Consider the following 22920-nt stretch of genomic DNA (forward strand, 5'->3'; position numbering starts at 1 on the left):
TTATAACACTTACGACCTTCCAATAAAAGAATAATGTTAAAAAATATTCATGCGTTGAACAACCATCGCAATATATGTTATACTGTCTTGGTAGAATGAACTTTTATCGATTGTCAGATCTGCATCATCGGCATGGTGCGTGCGAAAAGGATCGTCTTTTATGAAAAACTTTTTTGCCTCTTTACGCGGCTATTTGAAACAAACCGATTTAACCCTTTTATTTCTTGCACTGATCACTTCTTTTTTGGGGCTGGTCTTTATTTACAGCGCCACAAGAAGCTATGACACTTCAAAATTCATCATCGTGCAGGGCGGCGCTATTTTCATTGGCATTTTCGCCTTTATTATGGCTTCACTGATCGATTTTGAAAACATCAGCAGGTTCTGGAAAGTGTTTTTTGTTTTTAACCTGCTTTTTCTCGCTTCTGTTTTTGTTTTGGGCGAAGAAGGCGGAACGGGCAACCGAAGCTGGATCCGCTTTGCGGGCATCGGCATCCAACCAGCCGAATTTGGCAAACTGATTTTCATTTTCACTCTTTCAAGTCATATCAACCAGTTGAAAGAGCGCATCAATTCGATTTGGTCAGTGATCCAGCTCTGCCTTCACGGGCTGATCACCACCGCATTCGTTTATCTGTTTTCAAAAGATCTTGGGATGGCCGTTTCTTACCTTTTCATTTTTGCTGCGATGATTTTTGTGAGCGGCATCAGCCTCAAATGGATCTTTGCGTTTTTGGGCGTCGGTGCCGCCGGTTCTCCCCTTGTCTGGAAATTCCTCAGCAAGAACCAAAAAGACAGGATCCTTGTGATCCTCGATCCTTCCATCAACCCCGCCCGCTATTATCAAACCGCCCAAAGCAAGCTGGCTTTAGGCGCGGGGCAGCTTTATGGCAGCGGCTTTTTACAGGGCCGCCAGACACAGTTCAACAAACTGCCCGCCAAACACACCGATTCTATTTTTTCTGTGATCGGTGAAGAATTCGGGTTTATCGGCTGCTGCGTCATCATGGTTTTGCTGGCGCTTATCATCCTTCGCATCTTCCGCGATTCCACCAAAGCGGGTTCAAACTTTGGCTTTTTGATGTGCGTGGGCATCGGCAGTATGTTTATGGTGCAGACCATTATCAACATCGGGCTCTGTGTGGGGCTTTTGCCTGTTATCGGCCTGACTTTGCCGTTTTTAAGCTACGGCGGCTCTTCGATCGTGACCATGTTTCTTGCCATTGGCGTCGTCGCAAGTTTTGTGATGCGGCAAAGGCCTTCGTGGCTGCGTTCCGGAGGGAACGAATAAACTTCGCGTTCTGAAGAAAGCAGCAGCCTCCTTGGTTCTTGATAGAACCAAGGAGGCTGTTTTTGTTTGCATCGGTGCTTTGTTTCTCGATCAGGGCTGCTGCGTTGTGCCGCTGCCCGAAGAGGAAGATGACGCGCCGTTTTGCGTGGCTTTGCTGGTGGCGTCATTTCCATTGCTGCCGTTTCTGTCGGGCGGTGTCATTCCGTTTTTTCCGCCCATGTTTCCGCCGCCCATTCCGCCGTGGCCGCCCATGGGGCCTGCCAGTTCTGTTTTTTCACCGTTTTGCGAAAGGGTATTGACGGTATCTGCCAAAGTGATCTGTGAAAGCGTTTCACCGCCTGTCAAAGTTCCCGTTGTTGAGATGGAATGTTCTTTTTCCGTTTCGGAAACCGTTCCGCCTTTAGAAAGTGTATAAGCGATGTTTTTCTCTAAAGTGGGCGCCGAGATCACCGCTGTCTGATAGGTTTTTGCGGGCTGATAAGAGAGAAGGATATTCCCTTTTTCATCCGTCAGAGTGATGCGGGAATCTTGCTGCTGATCGTAGCTGATGAGCACGGCAGTCTGTTTGGATGTGTCGCTCACATTCTGTGCCATCCCGCTGCTGCCCACAGCGACAAGAATGCCGCCATCCACAACGCAGGTGCTGTCATAATCCAGCGCGCCGTTGCCCGAATTTTCGGGGCCGTCAACGATCACTGTGCCGCCTGTCATCGCAATCGACCCGTTTGAATCAAGGCCATCCCCTGCCGCGTTCACATAAAGTTCGCCGCCGCTGATGGAAATCGAATGGCTGCCGCTCTGGCTGAACTGATCTGTCGCCATCTGCCCACTTTGGCCGGAACCGTCATTACCGCCCGCTGCGTTTACGCCGTCATCCGAAGCGTTCACGGTAACCTTGCCGCCTGCGACATAGATTTCAGAACCTTCCAGTCCTTCATAGCTGCCTGCAATTTCAATTGTTCCGTCATTGATCTGTAAAACATCATCTGCGTGAAGCCCATCATCACCGGTGTTGATGGTGCTGGTTCCTCCATTATAAAAGAGATTGCCGTTAGAATGAAAAGCGTCATCCGCGCAATCAAATATAAAGGTTCCACCATTTACAGCGATTTGTGTACCAGCCTTCATGCCTTTATAACTGGCTGTATCTTCTGTGGATGCGGTGCTGCTGTTTTCTGCTCCCGCGGCCTTATCTGTTGGCGCGTTGTTTCCCGAAGGAGGGGTGGGAGGCGTGCCGTTTTGAGAAAAATCAGGCGCGTCGCCGCTGGTTTTCTGAACGCTGGCGGCGCCATCGCCGGTGTGGAGTTCTCCTTCTCCGCCGTTTACTTCCAATAATGTTTCTGCCTGAATCGCATCGTTACCGGCCTGGATCTGATAGGTTCCGCCATCGATAGCCACCCAGCCTTTCGTGCTGTCTGTGTCGTTGCTGCTTTGGATTCCGTCGCCTTTTGCCATAATGTTAAAAGTTCCCTCTTTGATGGCTACGGAATCTTTTCCGCGCAGGCCGTCATTTGCCGCGGTGATGGTATAATCGCCGCCGGTGACCACCAGAGAATCTTTAGAGGCAATGGCGTTTTTATAATTTGCGGTCACGGCAAGAGTTCCTTCGCCATTCAAAGACAGATCATCTTTGCTGAAAATAGCTGCCGAAGGTTCATCTTCTTCGGCTGCAAACTGATACTCTGCGCCATCTGTAACCGTGTTTGTACTGTCTTTGCCAAGAGTAATGACCACTTTATCCGATTGCTGCGCATAGATCGCAGAGCCGGAAGGATTGGTAAGCGTCAGACCATCCAGCACAAGATGCACAAGGCTGTCTTTTGAAGCGTTGACCAATATCTGCCCTTCCCATGTGCCGCGGAAGACATAGGTGCCTTTTTCGGAAACAGTGACGATCTGGTTCTTCACCGAAGCGCCGCTGCCTTTGATCTCTGCCTGACCGCCCGAAAAGGTAATGACTGTGGCATTTTCTTCCGACCAGGATGTATCCAAATCTTCTTCCTGATAGCGGTCTTCCTCTATGCTGAGCTGCGTAATGGCTGTTTCGCTGCTTTTCGTTTGTGAAGTGCCTTCTGCCGTGTTCTGGTTCGAACACCCGAACAGCAGCACCGCGGATAAAAGAAGACATACCGCGCCTTTTGTTTTTTGAAGCTTCAAAAAAATCACTCCTATCTACCTTCTATAATTCATCGTGCCCCGTTGCAACACGGCCGCAAACCACATTCAGGTTGCCGTTTCTGCAGCGGATCGCATCCAAAAACTCTTTTTTGATCTGTGTGCCTTTTAAGCGGATGTCATATTGCAGCTCGTAAAGGCTGCCCATATTGGTGGTTCTCACTTTTGTCAGTTCCGCCTGATTGGTATATTTTTCAAAAATATCATCGAACAGGCCTTCATAATCCAAATTTTCCGGAATCGTGATTTTCAGCTGTTTTTCGGTTTCTTTTCTTTCACCAAACGAAGAAAGGCTCAATAAAAGCATCATGCCGCCGATGAGCAAAAGGAAGAAAACGGCGAAACCGATATATCCCATGCCCGTTGCAAGGCCGATCGCCATGGCGAAAAAAATGCTGCCGATTTCCCTTGCTGTGCCCGGCACAGATCTGAACCTCACAAGGCTGAAAGCGCCGGCAACCGCTACGCCTGCCCCAAGATTGCCGTTGACCAGCATAATCACGATTTGAACCATCGCCGGCAGCAGCGCCAAAGTTACCACAAAGCTTTTGCTGTAAACATTGCGATACATATAAATGCAGGCACATAAAATGCCTAACAGCAGCGAGGCCGCCGTGCAGATCATAAAGCCCCCGAAATTGAGCCCCGACTGTGTAATGCTTCCCATCATTGAACTAAGCACAAATCTCACCCTTTCCCCTCATATCACTCATCAAGTGTTCGCTGTAACAGGCCCCATATTTTGAAAAGGAAGCCATTTCCGCGTGGCATTGCTCTAAAACGCGGCACATCCAAAGCGGAATCGCATCATGGATCTTCAGTTCCATCAAATAGATCCCTTCGGGCAAGATTCTCTGGCCCCAATCCCCTTTTTTCAGATCCAGCTCTTCGCCTCTCCAGCGGATGTTTTTATCAAAAGTCAGCCTAAAATCCGGGTCATTCTGATCAAAATAGGCCGTTCTGTCATATCCGATGAATGCTTTTGCCTCTATATCGCGGTTCCTCAAAAACCAGCTGATCTCTTTTTGGATCTGCGTCTGATCGAAAAAGCTTTCCGGCTTTTTGAGAAACCGTTCTGCTTCGTTCAGCGGCATGGGTTCTCTGCGCTTATAAACCACACCGTCATATTTTTTCTTCAGTTCCACAAATACTCTTGTTTGCTCTTGAGGAATTCCATAGCTGCGCAGCCGTAATTTTTCTTTATAAACAGGTTTTTCCAAAGAAGCGCGAATAATATCAAAACGGTCGGTGTCATAATACAGGTTACAAATAGTATGAAGCCCGTAAGAATCCTGCTGCATTTTGTTTTTCAATAAATTCAGCATCTGACGATATCCCGTTTCCGTCAGGAAATATTTTTTCTCATAGCGCTTGAAAACTTGCTGATACTCTGCCATAAAATTTCCTCCTTTGTTTTTCAACAACCACATCATAACGGATGCCGCTGAAATTAATCTGAAAAAAACTTTTCAGTTTATTTTCAGTGAAAAAATATACTATATTTATAACGACAGCATCAGACAAAATATGATATGATGAAAATATCGATTTGGTAAACGATCGGAGGAACGCTATGAGAATATTGATTGTGGAAGATGAAGTGCATCTGGCCGAAGCGCTTGGGCAGATCATGGAGCAGGAAAAATATTCGGTGGACATGGTGTATGACGGTGAAGACGGTTTGGAATATGCGCGTTCGGGCTATTACGATGTGATCGTTTTGGATGTGATGCTCCCCAAAAGGAACGGCTTTGATGTGGTTCGCCAGCTGCGCCGCGAAAATATCGCGACCCCGGTCATTCTTTTGACAGCGCGGGATGAGATCAGCGATAAAGTATCGGGGCTGGATTGCGGCGCCGACGATTATATGACGAAACCTTTCGCGCCGGAAGAATTGCTGGCCCGCGTTCGCGCCCTTGCCCGCCGTCAGGGCGATGTCGTGCTGGAAGAACTCTCTTTTCACGATCTTGTTTTGAATTTATCCACCTATACCCTGCAATGCGGCGCAAAATCGGTGCATCTCGGCTTTAAAGAATTCGAGGTTCTGCGCATCCTTCTTTCCAGCCACGCGGCCATTACCCCCAAAGAAGATCTGATCACCAAGGTTTGGGGGTTTGAATCGGAAGCCGAAGATAATAATGTTGAAGCATATATCTCCTTTTTGCGCAAAAAAATGATGTATTTGGGCTCTCATGTTGAAATTCACACCATTCGAAAAGTCGGCTATCGCCTGGAGGTAACCCCATGATTCGCAAACTGCGCTGGAAAATCATTTTCATTAATATGTCTTTGGTTTTTCTGGTCTTGCTGATTGTTTTTCTCACTTTGTTTTTTTCCAGTTACCGTGAGCAGGAACGCATGAGTTACAGCGCCCTTTCCCACACCTTGGAACGATATACCTCCGATTCGCCGGAAGATAACCCGCGCTTTGAATTTGGCGCGCCCGATAAACCCGCAAATAATAAGGGCAAATCGCAAAGATCCAACGATCCGCTGATGCTGCCCACCTTTGTTGTGTCGCTTTCGAAAGAAGATCATTCTTTCAAATCGCTGTTTTCACCCAATTTGGTGGTCGATCAGCAAACCGCTTTGCAGGCGGCGCAGGAAGCTACCGCGCAATCAAAATCGCGCGGCACCCTCAGCGACCTTCATTTGCGCTATTCCATTTTAGAGCAGGATGATGTTGTTCTCGTGGCTCTGGCCGATCGCAGCAGCGAGATCACCTCCATGAAAAATCTCATTCTCATTTCTATTTTGGTGGGTTCCGCGGGGCTTCTGGCGTTCTTCTTCATCAGCCTGTGTTTTTCGGCCTGGGTCGTTCGCCCGGTGGATCAGGCGTGGAAACGCCAAAAGCAGTTTGTTGCCGATGCTTCCCACGAACTGAAAACCCCGCTGACGGTTATTCTGGCAAATCTCAATATTCTTTCCGCACATAAAGAATCCACCATCAAAGAAGAATGGAAATGGATCCAAAACACCCAAAGTGAAAGCAATCGCATGAAAAAGCTGGTGGATGACCTGCTGTTTCTGGCAAAAATGGATGCCCAGCAAACCACTTTGCCGATAAAACTGAATTTAAGCGATATCGTCTGGAGCTCTCTGCTTCCCTTTGAATCCATCGCCTATGAACAGGGCTTATCTTTGAATAATGAAATCGATTCCGATATCTATATGATGGGGGCGGAAAACCAGTTAAGGCAGCTGACCATGATTTTGCTGGATAACGCCTGCAAATATTCAAACCCCCATGGCACAGTCACGCTGACCCTGCATCCCGCGGGCGATAAGGCCCAGCTTTCTGTTCACAACACGGGCGAAGCCATCCCCGAAGAACATCTTTCCCACTTGTTTGAACGCTTCTACCGTTCCGATGCGGCCCGCGTTCATCTGGCAGGCGGCTATGGTTTGGGGCTTTCCATCGCCGATTCCATTGTCCAGGCACATCATGGCAAAATATCGGTCAAAAGCGACCCCGAAAGCGGAACCGTTTTCACGGTGACGCTGCCCGTTATCAAACAATAAACGATGAAAAAGCGCCCTTCGATGCCGCGGTTGCGGCGACGAAGGGCGCTTTTATATCTCTTTTTTATCTCTTTTTTATCGATATTTATTGATGGAACAATTTCTTGCTCTGATAATCGGGTTCGCTGGTCATATTAACGCCTAATTTGCGGAAAGTTGTATCATCCACCTGTGGCAGGATCACCGTGGAATGGCCCTCGCAGCCTCTCAATTTTCCAAGCTGCATCATGGCGATTTCCGCAATGGGATTGGTGGCGGCGCTCATAGAAAGCGCGATCAGCACCTCATCCGTATGCAGGCGGGGGTTTTTGTTGCCCAGATAGCCTGTCTTCAATTTCTGGATAGGCTCGATAACATTGGGAGAGATCAGATGCATTTTGCTGTTGATGCCGCCAAGAGCTTTCAGCGCGTTGATTAAAACCGCCGCGGAAGAACCCAGCAGATCGGAAGTTTTGCCTGTGACGATCTGGCCATCGGGCAGCTGGATCGCTGCGGCAGGCTGATCGGTCATTTCGGCTTTGGCGATGGCAGAAGCGATCACAGGCCGCAAAGAAGCATCTGCCCCGGCCTGGTTCATCACGCTCTCGGCCTTGCGAACGGCGTTTTCTTCCACACGGCTGGCACGATAATCGCACATGATCTTATAATAACGGCGAACGATCTCGATTTTTGCGGCCTCTTTAACGGCTTCGTCATCGGTGATGCAGAAACCGGCCATATTCACGCCCATATCTGTGGGAGATTTATAGGGGCTTTCCCCCGAGATTTTCTGGAAAATGGCGTTCAGCACAGGGAAAATCTCGATATCGCGGTTATAATTGACCGCGGTTTTTCCATAGGCTTCGAGATGATACGGGTCGATCATGTTCACATCGTTCAGATCGGCCGTGGCGGCTTCATAAGCCAGGTTCACCGGATGTTTCAGCGGCAGGTTCCAAACAGGGAAAGTTTCGAACTTTGCATATCCGGCGTTCACGCCGCGTTTATATTCATGGTAAAGCTGAGAAAGGCAGGTGGCCATTTTGCCGCTGCCGGGGCCCGGCGCGGTGACCACCACCAGCGGGCGGGTGGTTTCGATATATTCGTTTTTGCCATAGCCTTCGTCGCTGACGATCAAAGGCACATTAGAGGGATAGCCCGGAATGCGGTAATGCAGGAAAACTTTCAAGCCAAGATGTTCCAGTTTCTTTTTAAAGGCATCCGCCGCGGCTTGTCCATTATATTGGGTGATGACCACGCTGCCGACATATAATCCAATGCCGCGAAACGCATCGATCAAGCGCAGCACATCCGCATCATAAGTGATGCCAAGATCCCCGCGCAACTTGTTGCTTTCGATATCTGCGGCGCCGATCACGACCACGATCTCTGCTTTATCCGCCATGGTTTTCAACATTCTGACTTTGCTGTCGGGTTCAAAACCGGGCAGCACACGGGAAGCATGGTAATCATCAAACAGCTTTCCGCCGAATTCCAAGTAAAGTTTACCGCCAAAATGATTGATGCGCTTTAAGATCTGCTCGGATTGCATTTTCAGATACGCATCGTTGTCAAAACCAATTTTTGCCATAGCTTATCCCCTCCATTTTTTAAATAACCTATATATTTTATCATCGCGTCTGCTCTTTTTCAATTGACTAAAATTCCAAAAAAGCGATAGAGGTTTACAGCATTTTTATTCATACAAATAGTTTTATGAAATTACGGTAAAAATTTTGCTCCCAAAGCTCTGGCCATATCGATCGCCTGCTGCACATCGATGGTTGTCCCTTTAAAATCGGCGCCCAAAATATCTGTTCCCGCGATGTTGCTTTCGCGAAGATCGCTGCCGCGAAAGCTTGCGCCGCTGATCACGGCCCCTTCAAAATTGCAGTTATAAATTCTGCAGTTTTCAAGCCTTGCCCGGTTAAAATCGGCGCCCTTGAAATTAATGTTTTCAAGATGCGTCTTATGCAGATCCGCTTCTCTTAAATCGGTATAAGACCAATCTCCGCCGTTGATCTGCATATTCTGGGTATCGGCCCCGATGAAAATAGAACCTGTGAGTTTGCAGTTTTCAAAAACAGCCGAAAACAATCTGGCATATTGAAAAGTGCAGTTGATGAACGCACAGTTTTTTAAAACCGCGCCGTTGAAGCGGCTGCCGTGAAAGCGGCATTTTTCAAAAGCGCAGTGTTCAAAACACACTTCTGAAAAATCCGCCCCGTCAAAACGGCAATTATGGAATTTTTTGCCTGATAACTGCTGTTCTTCCCCATGTATGCCTGAAAAATCCTGTGAATCAAAGGGCTCTTCCCCACCGTTTAAAATGCGTTCCATTTAGAACACCTCCATTTTCTCTCCATGCGGCGGCCGACGCCGTTAATGAATATGGAAAGAAGTTAAAACATACGCCAGAAACAGGCCCGCCAATAAACAAGCCGCGGGCAGCCCCCAGAAATTCTTCCGCTCGTCTTTTTGAACGGAAAGCTCATAGCAGGAAGCAAATAGCATTGACCCCGCCGCAGTGGCAAGGAACAGCGCTGTAACGATCGAAGGAAGCTCCCCGCAAAAACCGCCCAGCGCCGCCCCGATCACCAAAGGAACGCCCGACAAGGCGGCCAGAAGCACAGCCTTGATGTTTTTCATGCCGCTCTGGATCATGGGCAGCGCCACGGCAAGGCCGCCGGGAATATTATGCATGGCGATCAGCCACGCACGGGAAACCGCCATGTTGTTTTCAAAACCCGCGCCGATCACAAAGCCTTCCGGCAGATTATGCAGCATCAGCGCCAGCAGCACAACGATGCCCGTTTTTGCCATTTTTTTATCGGCAACATCTTTTTCCCGATTTTCGCCCAGTTTTTCCAAAGCTTCGGCAAGCCACACCAGCATAACGCCGCAAAGCAGCCCCGCCGCAATGACCCACCAAGAGCCTAATTCCAAGGCTTCGGGCAGTAAATCGAAAAAGCTCATTCCCAGCATGACACCGGCGGTGAAATGCAGCATCGGCTCCATCCTTTTTTTGCCGATACCGGGAAAAGTGGCGAAAAGCCCTCCGATTCCCGTTCCTAAAATACCTGACAAAACTGCCAGGAAAACAGCATTTTGAACCATGAATCATTCTTCCTTTGCGCAAATATTCTTTCTCCATTTTTATGGATACTTAAGTTATAATATGCCTTTTTTTTCATCCTTACAACCCGCCCCCGGGGGGAGGCTCATGGAAAAAGTCGGCTTGCTTTTTTCGTTTTGTGCTTTATAATATTTATCATTATGTCGTTATTTGCGAAAGGAATTCCACCCTTATGCCGAACCTGCCTTCTTTAAGCCCTCTGCTGCTGCACTGGTATGATCGCCATGCGCGCGTTTTGCCCTGGCGTTCCGATCCGACCCCTTATCATGTCTGGCTTTCCGAGATCATGCTTCAGCAGACGCGCGTTGAAGCGGGGCTTGCTTATTATAATCGCTTTCTCGGTGAGGTTCCTGATATCCGCTCGCTGGCGGAGCTGCCCGAAGAGCGGCTGATGAAGCTATGGGAAGGCTTGGGTTATTATAACCGAGCCCGCAACCTTCAAAAAGCTGCTGGCGTGGTGATGAGCGAATACCACGGCGAGCTTCCGGCTGACCCGCTTGTTTTAAAAAAGCTGCCCGGCATCGGCGATTATACCGCGGGGGCCATCGCATCCATCGCTTTTGGGATAAAAGCCCCGGCGGTGGACGGAAATGTTTTGCGAGTTTTTTCACGCTTATCGGCTGATGGCCGCGATCTATCCGACCGGGCCGTTCGCCGCGAGATCGAAACCCTTGTTGAAGCGGCTCTGCCCGAAGAACGCTGCGGTGATTTCAACCAGGCTTTGATGGATCTGGGCGCCACCGTTTGCCTCCCCAACGGAAAGCCGGCTTGCTCCGCCTGCCCTTTTGCCGGCCTGTGTGAGGCGCATAAACAGCAAAAAGAATGTGAATTCCCCTTTAAACCGCCTAAAAAGGCCCGCCCTGTGGAAGAACGCACCGTGCTGCGCTTTCGTTTTGAAGATCGCTTTTTATTGCATCAGCGCCCGTCGACAGGGCTTTTGCGCGGCCAGTGGGAACTGCCCGCCCTGCCCGGCATCCTGACGAAAGAAGAAGTGCTCGACCGGCTTGAGAGCAAGCCCCTTGAAATCCGTGTTCTTTCATCCGCCAAACATATTTTCACCCATATCGAATGGAAGATGATCGGTTATGAGATCATCTTAAAAGAAAAAACGCAGTGGCCCGAAAGCAGATGGGTGACCAAAAGCGAACTGGAAAACACAGTTGCCCTGCCCTCTGCCTTTCGCGCTTATATTCCATAATTTTACATTACAGCAATGAAAAAATGCCGCAGCTCTTCTCTGTGAAAGAACTGCGGCACTTATTTTATGGTTTAGAGAGTTGTGACATTGGCAGCCTGAGCGCCGCGATTGCCTTCAACGATTTCGAACTGAACGCGCTGGCCTTCGTTCAAGGATTTATATCCTTCAGCCTGGATCGCCGAGAAATGAACGAAAACATCTTCGCCGCCGTCGGTGGAAATAAAGCCATAACCTTTTTCTGCGTTAAACCATTTTACTGTACCTGTATGCATAGTGGTACCTCCTAAAAAAATATCATATTTTGCTGCCTATAAAAAATCACATGACCACAATCATTTTGCAAGAGCTGAAAATGATTTGTTGACCATGTGAAATCAATTTCTAAACACTCAAAATACTTGTTTAGTATAACTTATATTTTTTGCCAATGCAAGCCTTTCACAAACTTTTTACATTTTCATTCAATAAAGCAGGCTTGCTTCATCCTTCACAGTATTTCTCTTTTGAGGCTGTTTATTCCCGCTTTTTCAGTTGTTTTAAAAAATAAAAAACGACGCTACAATTGGTTGGAACTATCGGTTTCACCGTTTTCCTGTTGTTCTGCGGCCGGGCAGGTTTTCACGATAAAGCAAAAAGCGATCATATGCACCGCCCACACAACAAGCAGAGAAATTCTTCCGATCAGAGCGTTTCGCATAAAGGCAAAACCGATTATCATCAAAAAAGAAACCGTCACCATCACGCGGATCTTGGCTTTTTGGGTCATCCCTCTGCCTTGCGCAAAACTTTCTAAATTGTTCCGATAAAGTTTTGTGCTTTTGAACCAGGTATCCATCCTCTGTGAACTTCTGGCGAAGCAAAATGCGGCCGCCATCAGAAAAGGTACGGTGGGCAAAACCGGCAGAACCGCGCCCAAAGCCCCAAGCCCCAGCATCACGCTGCCAATAGCCATATAAATAATTTTTGAAAGTTTCACACATTCCCTCCTTCATCAACATCATATACTATGCATGCTTTGCGCTTCCATTGCGGCTTCCCGCTTTATCTGTTAAAGCTTTTTCATATAGTTCCGTCATGGGCTGTGAGGCAAAGACATTTGTGGCGCATGAAACAAATTTCCGCCGCCATAGTTAGTTTTAGCTAACTTCATGCTGTTAAAAACGCCGCATTTCCATTCATGCGAAAAGCGGCGTTTTCTTCCCTTTTTTGAACTCTATCATAGATCATTATTTATTGTCAACAGATTTCAACTTAAATAATCAACTGGCTCGCACAAATATATAACTCTCAAAATTCATAAAAGCACTGGCGGAAATGATAGAAATATCACAGAAAAATTGTTTTTTGGCGGACTTCGCACTTGAAAATATTGCGTTTTCTATATATCATTGTAATTAGGATTATAAGCTCAAAAAGAAATAAAAGCAGGAGATGTTCTATCATGCTTGAAATAGAAGGTCTTACCGATATTCAGCGGCGAAATTATGAAATTCTGCCTATTCCTCTTTGCGTGCTGCACGCCTTTGAAGATGAATACCGTCTGCTTCTCGTTTCAGATGGAATGTGTTCTCTGCTGGGGAAAAGCCGCGAGGAAATTACCCGTTTTGACGGCGCTTTGCTGGAACTGGTCGCCCCTGAAGATCGCGGCATCGCCCGCGCGGCCGCTGAATATGCGCGGATGTCACCCAAGGCAGAAAGCCGCGTTACTTATCGCCTGCGCTGCGCTTCGGGCGATACACGCGTTACCTGCAGCGGCATGGCCGAGCGCCAGACAAACGGTTCTTTTTTGATCTATCTCTATTTTTCCGGTCTGCCCGGCAAAGACGGTGCCGCCATCGGCGCACAGATTTTGCCCAAAACGGCCACCGCTGCGGAATCGGAACCCGCCGTACTGCGGCAGAACAGCGATTATTACCGCATCGCCACTTGGCACAGCGATCTCACCGATAATCGCATTCTTTCTTATGAAGCCATACAAGCGCGCGCGTTGGTGCTGGACCCCGCGCTTTCTTATGATGATGCCGCCAAACGGATGGGCGCGGCGCCCCATTCACCGGAAGACCAGCAGAAGCTCACCGCTTTGCTGGATCGCACGGCTCTGCTTTCAAACTATCAGCAAGGCCGCGTTTCTTTTGCGCTTCAATATCGGCGCGATGAAGACGGCCAAATGCCGTTTTGGGTTTCCCTGACGCTGCGCACCTTCCAATCCGCCGCAAACGGCCATGTGGAATGTGTGATTACAGCCTTCGATGTCACAGAAAAGATCCTTGAAACACAGCTGATCTCACGCTTCACCATGATGGGATATGAAGTGGTAGGGCTTTTGGGAGTACCTTCGCGCCAGGTACGCTATTTTCGGCTGAAACCCATGCATTTTGGCATGCTGTTTGAACATTATGAAGATTACTTCGAATCGATCGAAGGCGATCTGGAGAAAGTGATCGCCCCGGATCAGCGGGCCGCCGTAAGCCGCGCCCTGCGCCTTGAAACCATTCTCGATGCTTTGCGTGAAGCGCCCAGCTATGATTTTTCTTTCGAAGTGACCACCAGCGATGGCCGCCATCGCCACAAGCTGCTGCAGTTTTCTTATTTAGATGAAGCAAGAGATACCATTTTCTTATGCAAATCGGATACCACCAGCCAATATCAGCTGGAGCATGAACAGATCAGCCGCCTGAGAGAAGCCAAACTTGAGGCAGATCAGGCCAATGCGGCAAAATCCACTTTTTTGGCCAGCATGAGCCATGACCTGCGTACGCCGCTTAACGGCATTATCGGCTTTACAGATCTGGCTCTCGGCGAAACAGACCCCGCGCGAAAACAGGAATATCTTCACAAAGTGCGTTCTTCCGGCACTCTTCTGCTGGATCTTGTAAACGATACGCTGGAACTTTCCCGCATCGAAAGCGGCAAAGCGGCGCTTTCGCCGGAAGCGGTGAATCTGCGCAGTATGGCCGAAACCGTTTTCACGGCGCTGCAGCCTTCTGCTGAAATCAAATCGCTTCACTTTATCGCCGATCTCACAGCCTGCCCGGATGTTACCGTCTGGGTTGACCGACTTAAATTTCAAAAAGTGTTTCTCAATCTGCTTTCCAACGCCATCAAATATACCCCCTCCGGCGGCACGGTCCGCGCCGCCATTTCATGGGAAGAAAACCCTGCCGATGGTTTTGCCTGTCATGTATCCGTGCAGGATACCGGCATCGGCATCCGCCCGGAATTTTTGCCGCATATTTTCGAAAGCTTTTCACAAGAGCGCCGCACTGAAACAAAAAACATCCTCGGCACAGGCCTGGGGCTTGCCATCGTGAAGCGAACGGTAAAGCTGATGGGCGGCACAGTCACCGTGGAAAGCCGCATAAACGAAGGTTCCGCTTTCCGTGTGGCGCTGCCCCTTTCCCTTGCCAGCCCCAACCAGCAGCCCGAAAATGAGGATGACCTGCCCGTCGAAAGCCTCGCGGGGCGCATCGTGCTGTTATGTGAAGATAACCCGCTCAACACCGAAATTGCGCGGATGCTGCTGCAAAATCAAGATCTCACGGTGGAAAGCGCGGCTAACGGGCTTTTGGGCGTTGAAAAATTCAAAGCCTCTGCCGTTGGATATTATTCGGCTGTTCTGATGGATATCCGTATGCCTGAAATGGATGGCTATGAAGCCACACGCGCGATTCGTGCGCTGCCCCGTCAGGATGCCGCCGCCGTGCCGATCATTGCCATGACGGCCGATGCATTCGATGAAGATATCCGCAACTGCCGTGACGCGGGCATGAACGATCATTTGACGAAGCCTATCGACCCCAATCACCTGTTCCGGGTGCTCAAAAAGCAACTCAGTCATCCGGCAAACGCTTAGTTTTGCCGCTTTATTCCTTTCACTATGCAAAACAGCGCCTCGCAAAATCAAATTGCGAAGCGCTGTTTTTAATTTGTTCCCAGTTCCTGCAAACAAAGCGTGGTTGCAAAAAGACCCGCTTTTCAACACATCAGGCATCCTGCCGTGTGTCGGCGATCTGGATCTGCCGCAGGTTGACGCCCTGCGGCAGTTCATAAGCAAAACGAATGGTTTTCGCCACATCCCGGGCAGTGATGCTGTCGGCGCCCACGGTTTCTTTCCACTGCAAGTATCCCGCCTTGATCTCTTCGCTTGTGGTATGCCCCAGTAATTCGGTCGCAACCGCGCCGGGGCACACTGTGATCACACGCACATTATAGGCAGAAAGTTCGCCGCGGGCAACCTCTGAAAGGCCGACGACTCCATATTTTGAAGCACAATAGGCCGCGTGATTTTCGAAAGGTTTCACCCCTGCCAAAGAAGAAAGATTGACGATTGTTCCGCTTTGGCGGGCTTTCATATCGTTCATCACGATCTGCATGCCGTTCATTACGCCCATCACATTCGTGTTGAGCATCGTCTGCCATTCGCCCGGTTCCTGCGATTCCAGATTCCCCAGCAGCATGACCCCTGCATTATTGATGATCAGATCCGTCTTGCCCCAAATGGCTTCCGCCCTGCGCACAGCCGCTTCAAACGCTGCACGGTCGGTCACATCCACCTGTTCGCACATGGCGTTTTTCAGGTGCAATGCTTCAAGGCGCTCTAATCGCCTCGCAAGAAGCAGCAGCGGGTGACCTGCTTGATTGAATTCAACGGCAAGCGCCTGCCCAAACCCCGAGCTTGCCCCGGTTATAACGATCAACGGTTTCATAAAATACTCCTTTACAAAATGCTTTTCGATCTCTATACTGTTTGAGTAATTATAATCATAATCAACATAAAAACAAGTACGCAGTATTTTTGCATATAGTGAATTACATTTCACTATTAGGAGGATCTCATGGATAAAATCAAAGTGACCTGTGAAATGGAAGTTACGCTGAAAATGATCGGCGGGATCTGCAAACCGCTGATCCTCTATTCCCTGACAGAAGACGGCACCAAACGGTTTTGCCAGCTGCTGCGCGAAATCACCGTTGTTTCTCAGCGCACATTGACCAACCAGCTTCGTGAACTGGAGGCCGATGGGCTTATCTCGCGCAAGGTATACGCAGAAGTTCCGCCCAAGGTGGAATATTCCATCACCGAAAAGGGCAGATCTTTGTTCCCGATTCTTGAATCGATGTGCGAATGGGGCGAAAAAAATATGGATGACCGCTTTGAATTGACAAACCCGCAATGCGGCTGCCCTGAATAACGGCCGTCAGCAGTGGTATGCAAGCTGTTTTGGCTTTTTATATTTATAAACATTTTTTGCTGTGAAAAGAAAAGATCGCCCACTTTTGAATTCAAAATTGGGCGATCTTTTCTTTTTTATTATCTTTTTTACTTTTTTCTCTTGGCGGCGCGTCTGTTCGCGGAACTGTAATCGTCATGACGGTTCCCTGCCCCGCCGTGCTGTCAATCTCCACTGTGCCGCCGCACATCATGTGCAGGCGCTCCCGGACATTGGCAAGACCCACATGGCTGCGCTCGCTGTCATCCAACGGTGCCGAAGGGGCAAAGCCCACTCCGTTATCCTTCACGGTCACAATATGGCTTTCCGGCGTCTCCTCCGCAGAGATAACCACTGTGCCGCCCTCCACCCTCTGCATCACGCCGTGGCGCACAGCGTTTTCCACGATGGGCTGAAGCGTCAGCGGCGGAATCTGAAAATCATCCGTTTGAATGTTATACTTCACGGTTAGCCGCCCTTGAAAACGCCTTTTTTCCAATGAGAGATAGTTCTGTGTGTGGTGGAGTTCCTTGCGGAACGGGATCAACCCTTCAATTTGCAGAGAATCCATATTTCCCCGCAGGAATTCTGTAAACTCCAGCGTAGCCGCCTCAGCATCAGGGGCTCTGCCGTGACACATATCCTGGATCACAGACAGCGTGTTATAGAGAAAATGGGGTTGAATCTGGCTGAGCATCAGTGACATCCGCGAATCGGTCAGTTCCTTTTCCCGTTTGGCCAGCGCATATTCCTGATCCAGATAGAGCATCAGGAACAGAATCAATATGACGGTAAAAATACTGAGCGCGAATAGCGGCACCGTTGGAACAGAATCTTGTATGGCAACCACGACAAAGCATATCCCGATATAAGCCGCATAAGTAACATATTCCCTGCGTTTTTTTGAACATTTGGTTTTAATGGCCATGAATACAGCTTGAGCAGTCGGGACAAGCAGATAGGTGAAGGTGATGATGCTTTGAAGCCAGAAAAGCTTTCCCTCCGTGTATAAACCACTCGGGCTGATGTAAAAAATCCAACCGGTTAGGATGGAACAAAGATCCAAGACGCAAAGCACAACGACCGGGGCTCGGATAAGGCGTTCGCCCATCTTACCGGGGGCCGCACCGGGCATCAGCCGATATTCCATAAACTGATACCAAAAGTAGCAACCCACCGCCACCGCTGCAATCGAAACACCGTTGGCCGCAGCATTCAGCAGATAATAACTCCTGAGTGATCCATTTTCCACCACTATCCAGAGGATATCCGTCACCAGCATAATAATATAGGTCACAATTATCTTTTTCAGAATGGTAAGCTCTCGCTGGTTCCCAACTTCCGACTGAAGGCGGAGAAAGATGGTGGCGGTAAACACGACGCAAAACGCCTCAGTCACAAGATACGGCAGATATGCGTTTATCATGGAAGATCCTCCTCCCGCAGCGGCAAAATTGTATTGGGCCGCGCTGCCGAAACCTGATTTGTTTGCAAAATTGTAACACATTTCTGTCGATAAATGCAACTCATGAATGGCGCATTTATTCCCATAATTTTGAGCCTTTTCAACTGAAATCCCGCCCGACTTCTTTTCTAAACAGAAACAGGCAGTACAATCTTTTGATATTCTTCTAACCGGCTTTTTACTGTCTAATTTTCTTCAGCGTCCCAGAAAGATATTACCAGATTGATTGGTTGCAGCACGGCGGCATGAATTATAAAAGCCGCTGTATCGTTGACCGCAGAACTGCCGCATCGATTGGCTTAGCAATGTGTCCGTTCATACCCGCGGCGATGGAACGCTCCCGATCTTCTGCGAATGCGTTGGCCGTCATCGCCACAATGGGGACGCCGGCGCGAAGCGGATCCGCAAGCGATCGAATCTTCTTTGTCGCCTCATAGCCATCCATCACCGGCATTTGAATGTCCATCAAGATCAGGTCGTAATACCCGGGTTCAGCGGCGGATACCATGTTGACCGCGATTTCTCCGTTTTCCGCCCATTCCACGGTGAATCCGGAATGGGTCAGCAGATTCAAAGCAATTTCTCTGTTCAGCACATTATCCTCCGCCAGCAGCAGCCTTTTCCCCGATGGGATATTCACCGGCGCGGGTGCTTCAGGCTGTTCCTGTATGGGCTCCGCTGTAATTTTCCCGTCAAATGAAAAAGTGAATTCCGTTCCCTTTCCAACTTCGCTTGTATAGGAAAGGCTGCCGCCCATCAGCTCTGCCAGGTTCTTGGCGATGGAGAGGCCCAGACCGGCTCCCTGCACGCCGCTGACCGTGGATGTTTTTTCTCGTTCAAACACTCCGAAAATCCGCTGGCTGAATTCTTTGCCTATACCGATGCCGGTATCTTTCACCTGGAATTGATATTTCAGGTGATCTGTGTCTTCACCGGGCATTTCGCATACTTTTAAGATGACGGTTCCGCCCGGTTTCGTAAATTTCATGGCATTGCTCAGCAAATTGGAAACCACTTGTGTAATGCGCATCGCGTCGCCATCCACAAACATCCGACTGGTATCATCCGCAACAACAAAACGCAGCCCCTTTTGCTCCATGTTGATGCGGAACACTTCCTCCAGATGCGTCACCAGTTCGTGAATGCTGATGGCCTCGCTCTGTATCTCAATTTTTCCGCTTTCGATGCTTGACATATCAAGAATGTCATTGATGATGCTCAGCATATGCTTCCCTGAAAACTTGGCTTTGTTCAAGGCATCCAGCGCTTTATCGCGGTCATCTATGTTTTGAATGGCGATATCGCTGAAGCCAAGGATGGCATTCATCGGCGTTCTGATATCATGAGACATATTGAACAGGAACGCGGACTTGGCGCGGTTTGCGGCCTCAGCCTGCTTTTTTTCTTCTTCCAGCACCTTCTGATATGACAGAGCTGTTTTCAGGTTATTCTCTCGAACCTGCAGTGCAGACAGAAGATAACCCGCAATGCCGATCACGAATACGACGATCATGATGTATGCAATATAAAATGCAAAATTTGCCTCCAGAACCGTTTTGAAGGACTTGTTTTCCACATTCATGGCAAGCCATTTCTCATAGAGTCGAGCAACCGTACCATCATCGCTCATTTCTTTTATCACCTGATTGATCGGCTCTTTCAGTTCCGGTGCGGTTTCGCGGATTCCCATCGCCGGAAAACTCTCCATAAGCGTTACAGACGGCACAAGGTCAAGCTTGTCACGCTCTATGATTTTTGTGGCGACAGATGCATGGCAAATGCCGTAATCCACTTCTCCGCTGGCAACGGCATGAAGGATATCGGAATTGGTGTTGTATCCCACATATTCACAATTGAGTTCAAAAAGCTTCGTAATAATAGATTGAGAAGCGATTCCCACTCGCTTTCCATAGAGGGAACCGACATTCAAAATCTTGTCCTTCCCGAAAATTTTGATTTCGTCGTGAGAAATCGGAATCGTTTTCAATGTGGATGTTTTGCTTTCATCTGCGAAAATTTCAAGGCCCAGCAGCACATCGGCTTCGCTGCTCTGAATCATGGCTTTGCACTCAGGCCAGGTACCCAATTCAATGCGCACTTTTTTCCCCATTCTATTTGCAATTTCAGTTGCAAGCTCAATGTTTAACCCGCTGGGCTTTTTATCGGCATCATAAAAAGAATAGGGCTCAAAATCGTAATCCGCAGCAAAAACAAGCGTTTCCGCGTTGGGGTCTGTTACGGTTGATGCTGTGGTAACCGTAGGGTTGGGCAAAAAGCGTCCTTCCTTATAAAGGGTAAATACCACGGGAATTGACGCAAAAATAAGAACCAAGACAGCTAATGTTATTTTTACCCTGTGTGACTGCACCGAACTGGGGTTTTTCATCTTTTCATCGCTCCTTCGCGTTGTCAGTGAGGAAGAAAACAGCGGAGTACTTCAGAATTATAGCGGTTGATCTTATTTTGTTGCTGCTCGTTTTGCAGCAGTTCATTTGTATTTTTGTTTTCACTCATGACAGAGCTTCCTGCCTCTTGTAGGAAGTTGCTGTCCGGTCAATCCAGAGCATCCGGATAAACAAGGGGGAAGTTCTTATCCAGCGCTTTCATCAGCCGAAAGAAGGTGGCCTTATCTTTCGGCGCGGCGTCGGCAATGTGCCTTGCAATACTTTCGTCTGCCTTTTCTTCCATTCTGGCAAACAACTCTTTCCCCGCATCCGATAAATAAAGGGGCTTCGTGCTCTGACGCAAAGCGGTGTTATCGCTATAAACCAAGCCATCCTGTGTCAGCTTTTTGATAACTCGACTCAAATACCCCTTGTTCAAGTCGATGTATTCTGTAATTTGGTTTGCGATGATCCCCGGATGATGACCAATCGTCACAAGAACATATGTCTCGGTAAAAGAATAGCCTGTTTCCTGAAATTCTTTGCTGTATACCGCAAGAATGTGATAGCATGTCCGAATCACGCTTTTTACGGGCTCGTAGTCCATTTTTTCACCTTCTGTCAAATCTCTTTTTATTATACGGCGGCAAGTTGCTAAAGGCAACAATATTTGGCTAAAACATACAAAACAGATTGCTTTTATTATTGCATGAATGTATGATTATATTATAGCTCCATTTGATACTGCTATTTACATCAATATTCACATATAGGAGGGCGGAGTTATGGCTGAAAGCGAAGAAACAGAAAATACATATAAGGATATCATTCATCGTGAAGATATGGATATCATCCCCAGCGGCCTTGGGCTCTTTTCGTGTGAAAACGGGTTGTATGTGCCGCTATACTTCAATGATCGATATTTTGAAATGATGCATACCACCCGGAAGGTATTCTTTACTCACTGGACATTTCAACAGGAATTCTGTGCAGCCAAATTTTTAAAATAAATATTGAACGGCAAAGAATGTGGCTTGGTCGCTTTGCTGAATTTAGATACGCTTACTGTTGGAGCAATTCAGAATGCTGAACGCTGAGCACCTACAAATTGAATATTCAAGCTAATGCTCCGCTTGATCGACATGATTGGGGAACCTCAGGAGGCCGCCCTTGTCGCCCAGAATACCGACCCACTCTTGGCAGCATATTTTGTGAATGCTTTCAGCGGCGTACACCCCGACGCTTTGTCTATGGTTTACGCTGCATATCGCGAAGGATACCAGCTTGAATCTTTTTCTGTTCCCAATTTTCGGCTGTTTACCGTTTGCAAATTGCAATAATTAAAAAAAGCCCACTGCCGATCGGTCAAATCAGCAATGGGCAGGCTCTTATTGCCGGGTAGACAAGTTGGAGCAAATAAATTATAAGGCATTGTAAATGCAATGTCAAATTTTAGAAAGAAGGAACATGATATGGGTCTGATGGATAAGCTGGGTGGAAGTGTCATCCAAGGCGTGCTCGGCAACATGAGTGAAATTTCTCCCGAGGCGCTGCAGAAAGAATACGGTGCATATTTAATGGACGGGGAAACGATTCAAACCGGTTTCAAACTGGTGCGCGACGCTATGATTATTACAGATAAGCGCATATTGGAGTTTGACAAGCAAGGTGCAACCGGGCAGAAAATGCGCGTTAACTCAATCTATCTCAATTCGATTTTTGGCGTGTCTGCCGAAACAGCCGGCTTTGGAATCGATGACAGCGAGCTTGAAATTTACTACATCCAGACGCCTTATATGAAAGCGCACGGAATCCAATACGCAAATAAAAAGTTTGAGTTCCCCAAAAAGTATAATATCCAGAGCTTATATAAAATGCTGCAAGAACTCGCCTACGACAATTACCAGAATCTGAACAAATAAATGAAATAAAAAAAGCCGCCTCGACGCTAGCAACACCGAAGCGGCAAGCATATATCGGGCAGGCCGATACACACCTAACAAAACAATCTTGGTCATGCTTCCGCGGCTTTTACATTGGATGTATACGGTCATGTTACGGACCAAATGAAGCGGCAAAGCGCGGCGCGAATGGAAAACTATATTCAGTCGATATGAAATCCAGAAAGGGAAAAAGCAAGGAAAAATCCGCTGAAAAAATAAATAAAAGCCCGCAAAACGCTGTCATATCAACGCTTTGCGGGCTTTATACTTTGGTGGAGACGAAGAGGATCGAACTCTCGACCTTACGGATGCGAACCGTACGCTCTCCCAGCTGAGCTACGCCCCCAAATCAAATTGCTTGATTAATATACCACACTTTTACATGGTTTGCAAGCCTTTTCCACAAATTTTGCTTTTTCACCGATCCGTTTTGCTTTTCATTTTTCTATGTTTAAAATCATTGCAAATGCAGGCAAAGTGTGATATAAATAATAAATATATAGAAAATGCGATGAAAAAGAAAGTAGCTTAGCGTTATTTTGGTTAGAGAACGATGGTCACCGGCTGAAAGCCATCCGCAAAATTGCTAAGTGAAGTTCCCTTTTGAGCACTGCCGC

General features: G+C 48.1%; 20 protein-coding genes, 1 tRNA gene and 1 other annotated feature (1 of these 22 only partly in view). Of the genes, 8 read left to right on the forward strand and 13 right to left on the reverse strand.

The genetic code is table 11. From position 1 onward, the window contains the following. Positions 1-160: 160 nt before the first annotated feature. Positions 161-1291 carry an FtsW/RodA/SpoVE family cell cycle protein gene (locus tag ACJA3I_RS07985; RefSeq protein WP_458862084.1) on the forward strand — a complete coding sequence of 377 codons (1131 nt, stop codon included), beginning with the start codon at positions 161-163 and terminating at the stop codon, positions 1289-1291. 90 nt (positions 1292-1381) lie between these two features. Here ACJA3I_RS07985 and ACJA3I_RS07990 read toward each other — a convergent pair whose 3' ends face one another. From ACJA3I_RS07990 to ACJA3I_RS08000, 3 genes are read right to left on the reverse strand one after another with little or no spacing between them, the layout of a single operon-like run. Beyond that, positions 1382-3448 (reverse strand): carbohydrate-binding domain-containing protein, encoded by a 2067-nt coding sequence (locus ACJA3I_RS07990; protein WP_458862085.1) that lies wholly within the window; start codon positions 3446-3448, stop codon positions 1382-1384. A 22-nt stretch (positions 3449-3470) separates the two neighbouring features. Beyond that, the gene (locus ACJA3I_RS07995; RefSeq protein ID WP_458863836.1) at positions 3471-4136 is read right to left on the reverse strand and encodes a DUF4956 domain-containing protein; all 666 of its coding nucleotides are present in this window, start codon (positions 4134-4136) and stop codon (positions 3471-3473) included. A gap of 4 nt (positions 4137-4140) precedes the next feature. Continuing rightward, positions 4141-4863, reverse strand: a complete 723-nt coding sequence (locus tag ACJA3I_RS08000) for a VTC domain-containing protein (protein ID WP_458862086.1) — start codon at positions 4861-4863, stop codon at positions 4141-4143. 176 nt (positions 4864-5039) lie between these two features. On the opposite strand from ACJA3I_RS08000, the gene ACJA3I_RS08005 reads away from it, so the two are divergent. Continuing rightward, positions 5040-5714 carry a response regulator transcription factor gene (locus ACJA3I_RS08005; protein ID WP_458862087.1) on the forward strand — a complete coding sequence of 225 codons (675 nt, stop codon included), beginning with the start codon at positions 5040-5042 and terminating at the stop codon, positions 5712-5714. Then, positions 5711-6988 (forward strand): sensor histidine kinase, encoded by a 1278-nt coding sequence (locus ACJA3I_RS08010; protein ID WP_458862088.1) that lies wholly within the window; start codon positions 5711-5713, stop codon positions 6986-6988. Before ACJA3I_RS08005 ends, ACJA3I_RS08010 begins: the two co-directional genes overlap by 4 nt. 85 nt (positions 6989-7073) lie before the next feature. Here ACJA3I_RS08010 and ACJA3I_RS08015 read toward each other — a convergent pair whose 3' ends face one another. From ACJA3I_RS08015 to ACJA3I_RS08025, 3 genes are all read right to left on the reverse strand, one after another. Then, on the reverse strand, positions 7074-8558 hold the full coding sequence (locus ACJA3I_RS08015) for a DUF1846 domain-containing protein (RefSeq protein ID WP_458862089.1): 1485 nt from the start codon (positions 8556-8558) through the stop codon (positions 7074-7076). A 131-nt stretch (positions 8559-8689) separates the two neighbouring features. Next, on the reverse strand, positions 8690-9307 hold the full coding sequence (locus tag ACJA3I_RS08020; protein ID WP_458862090.1) for a pentapeptide repeat-containing protein: 618 nt from the start codon (positions 9305-9307) through the stop codon (positions 8690-8692). 42 nt (positions 9308-9349) lie between these two features. After that, on the reverse strand, positions 9350-9976 hold the full coding sequence (locus ACJA3I_RS08025; protein WP_458862091.1) for a ZIP family metal transporter: 627 nt from the start codon (positions 9974-9976) through the stop codon (positions 9350-9352). Between the two features lie 299 nt (positions 9977-10275). On the opposite strand from ACJA3I_RS08025, the gene mutY reads away from it, so the two are divergent. Then, a complete protein-coding gene (gene mutY / locus ACJA3I_RS08030) occupies positions 10276-11301 on the forward strand; it encodes an A/G-specific adenine glycosylase (protein WP_458862092.1) in 1026 nt (341 codons plus the stop codon). 71 nt (positions 11302-11372) lie between these two features. Here mutY and ACJA3I_RS08035 read toward each other — a convergent pair whose 3' ends face one another. Beyond that, complete coding sequence (locus tag ACJA3I_RS08035) at positions 11373-11573, reverse strand: cold-shock protein (protein ID WP_458862093.1); 201 nt, start codon at positions 11571-11573, stop codon at positions 11373-11375. Positions 11574-11857: 284 nt separating this feature from the next. Continuing rightward, positions 11858-12277 carry a YbaN family protein gene (locus tag ACJA3I_RS08040; RefSeq protein WP_458862094.1) on the reverse strand — a complete coding sequence of 140 codons (420 nt, stop codon included), beginning with the start codon at positions 12275-12277 and terminating at the stop codon, positions 11858-11860. Positions 12278-12742: 465 nt separating this feature from the next. Between ACJA3I_RS08040 and ACJA3I_RS08045 the strand changes: the two genes are divergently transcribed. Continuing rightward, complete coding sequence (locus tag ACJA3I_RS08045) at positions 12743-15154, forward strand: hybrid sensor histidine kinase/response regulator (protein ID WP_458862095.1); 2412 nt, start codon at positions 12743-12745, stop codon at positions 15152-15154. A gap of 130 nt (positions 15155-15284) precedes the next feature. Here ACJA3I_RS08045 and ACJA3I_RS08050 read toward each other — a convergent pair whose 3' ends face one another. After that, positions 15285-16007 (reverse strand): SDR family oxidoreductase, encoded by a 723-nt coding sequence (locus ACJA3I_RS08050; RefSeq protein ID WP_458862096.1) that lies wholly within the window; start codon positions 16005-16007, stop codon positions 15285-15287. Positions 16008-16136: 129 nt separating this feature from the next. Between ACJA3I_RS08050 and ACJA3I_RS08055 the strand changes: the two genes are divergently transcribed. Further along, entirely contained in the window at positions 16137-16493 is a 357-nt protein-coding gene (locus ACJA3I_RS08055) for a winged helix-turn-helix transcriptional regulator (protein ID WP_458862097.1), read from the forward strand. Positions 16494-16584: 91 nt separating this feature from the next. Here the strand turns inward: ACJA3I_RS08055 and ACJA3I_RS08060 are convergent, their stop codons facing one another. The 3 genes from ACJA3I_RS08060 to ACJA3I_RS08070 form a co-directional block, all read right to left on the reverse strand. Continuing rightward, positions 16585-17937, reverse strand: coding sequence for a sensor histidine kinase (locus ACJA3I_RS08060; RefSeq protein WP_458862098.1), 1353 nt, complete (start codon positions 17935-17937; stop codon positions 16585-16587). Positions 17938-18226: 289 nt separating this feature from the next. Continuing rightward, positions 18227-20362: an ATP-binding response regulator gene (locus ACJA3I_RS08065; protein WP_458862099.1), complete on the reverse strand. Its 2136-nt coding sequence runs from the start codon at positions 20360-20362 to the stop codon at positions 18227-18229. Positions 20363-20529: 167 nt separating this feature from the next. Next, on the reverse strand, positions 20530-20985 hold the full coding sequence (locus ACJA3I_RS08070; protein WP_458862100.1) for a MarR family winged helix-turn-helix transcriptional regulator: 456 nt from the start codon (positions 20983-20985) through the stop codon (positions 20530-20532). A gap of 160 nt (positions 20986-21145) precedes the next feature. Here ACJA3I_RS08070 and ACJA3I_RS08075 point away from each other — a divergent pair, with 160 nt between their 5' ends. Beyond that, a complete protein-coding gene (locus tag ACJA3I_RS08075; RefSeq protein WP_458862101.1) occupies positions 21146-21370 on the forward strand; it encodes a hypothetical protein in 225 nt (74 codons plus the stop codon). Between the two features lie 462 nt (positions 21371-21832). Continuing rightward, entirely contained in the window at positions 21833-22282 is a 450-nt protein-coding gene (locus ACJA3I_RS08080) for a PH domain-containing protein (RefSeq protein WP_458862102.1), read from the forward strand. 291 nt (positions 22283-22573) lie between these two features. Here ACJA3I_RS08080 and ACJA3I_RS08085 read toward each other — a convergent pair. After that, positions 22574-22649: transfer RNA gene (locus tag ACJA3I_RS08085), tRNA-Ala, on the reverse strand. Positions 22650-22805: 156 nt separating this feature from the next. After that, positions 22806-22920, forward strand: a binding site (T-box leader) (it continues 109 nt past the right edge of the window).

It is taken from the genome of Acidaminobacterium chupaoyuni (genome assembly GCF_047936785.1).
Classification (GTDB): Bacteria; Bacillota; Clostridia; order Oscillospirales; family Butyricicoccaceae; genus Acidaminobacterium; species Acidaminobacterium chupaoyuni.

Bases quoted from the DNA above. Each gene is read 5' to 3' on its own strand.
- ACJA3I_RS07985 (WP_458862084.1), top strand. From the start codon at position 161: ATGAAAAACTTTTTTGCCTCTTTACGCGGCTATTTGAAACAAACCGAT.
- ACJA3I_RS07995 (WP_458863836.1), bottom strand. From the start codon at position 4,136: ATGATGGGAAGCATTACACAGTCGGGGCTCAATTTCGGGGGCTTTATG.
- ACJA3I_RS08000 (WP_458862086.1), bottom strand. From the start codon at position 4,863: ATGGCAGAGTATCAGCAAGTTTTCAAGCGCTATGAGAAAAAATATTTC.
- ACJA3I_RS08005 (WP_458862087.1), top strand. From the start codon at position 5,040: ATGAGAATATTGATTGTGGAAGATGAAGTGCATCTGGCCGAAGCGCTT.
- ACJA3I_RS08010 (WP_458862088.1), top strand. From the start codon at position 5,711: ATGATTCGCAAACTGCGCTGGAAAATCATTTTCATTAATATGTCTTTG.
- ACJA3I_RS08015 (WP_458862089.1), bottom strand. From the start codon at position 8,558: ATGGCAAAAATTGGTTTTGACAACGATGCGTATCTGAAAATGCAATCC.
- ACJA3I_RS08020 (WP_458862090.1), bottom strand. From the start codon at position 9,307: ATGGAACGCATTTTAAACGGTGGGGAAGAGCCCTTTGATTCACAGGAT.
- ACJA3I_RS08025 (WP_458862091.1), bottom strand. From the start codon at position 9,976: ATGCTGCATTTCACCGCCGGTGTCATGCTGGGAATGAGCTTTTTCGAT.
- mutY (WP_458862092.1), top strand. From the start codon at position 10,276: ATGCCGAACCTGCCTTCTTTAAGCCCTCTGCTGCTGCACTGGTATGAT.
- ACJA3I_RS08035 (WP_458862093.1), bottom strand. From the start codon at position 11,573: ATGCATACAGGTACAGTAAAATGGTTTAACGCAGAAAAAGGTTATGGC.
- ACJA3I_RS08045 (WP_458862095.1), top strand. From the start codon at position 12,743: ATGCTTGAAATAGAAGGTCTTACCGATATTCAGCGGCGAAATTATGAA.
- ACJA3I_RS08050 (WP_458862096.1), bottom strand. From the start codon at position 16,007: ATGAAACCGTTGATCGTTATAACCGGGGCAAGCTCGGGGTTTGGGCAG.
- ACJA3I_RS08055 (WP_458862097.1), top strand. From the start codon at position 16,137: ATGGATAAAATCAAAGTGACCTGTGAAATGGAAGTTACGCTGAAAATG.
- ACJA3I_RS08060 (WP_458862098.1), bottom strand. From the start codon at position 17,937: ATGATAAACGCATATCTGCCGTATCTTGTGACTGAGGCGTTTTGCGTC.
- ACJA3I_RS08065 (WP_458862099.1), bottom strand. From the start codon at position 20,362: ATGAAAAACCCCAGTTCGGTGCAGTCACACAGGGTAAAAATAACATTA.
- ACJA3I_RS08075 (WP_458862101.1), top strand. From the start codon at position 21,146: ATGGCTGAAAGCGAAGAAACAGAAAATACATATAAGGATATCATTCAT.
- ACJA3I_RS08080 (WP_458862102.1), top strand. From the start codon at position 21,833: ATGGGTCTGATGGATAAGCTGGGTGGAAGTGTCATCCAAGGCGTGCTC.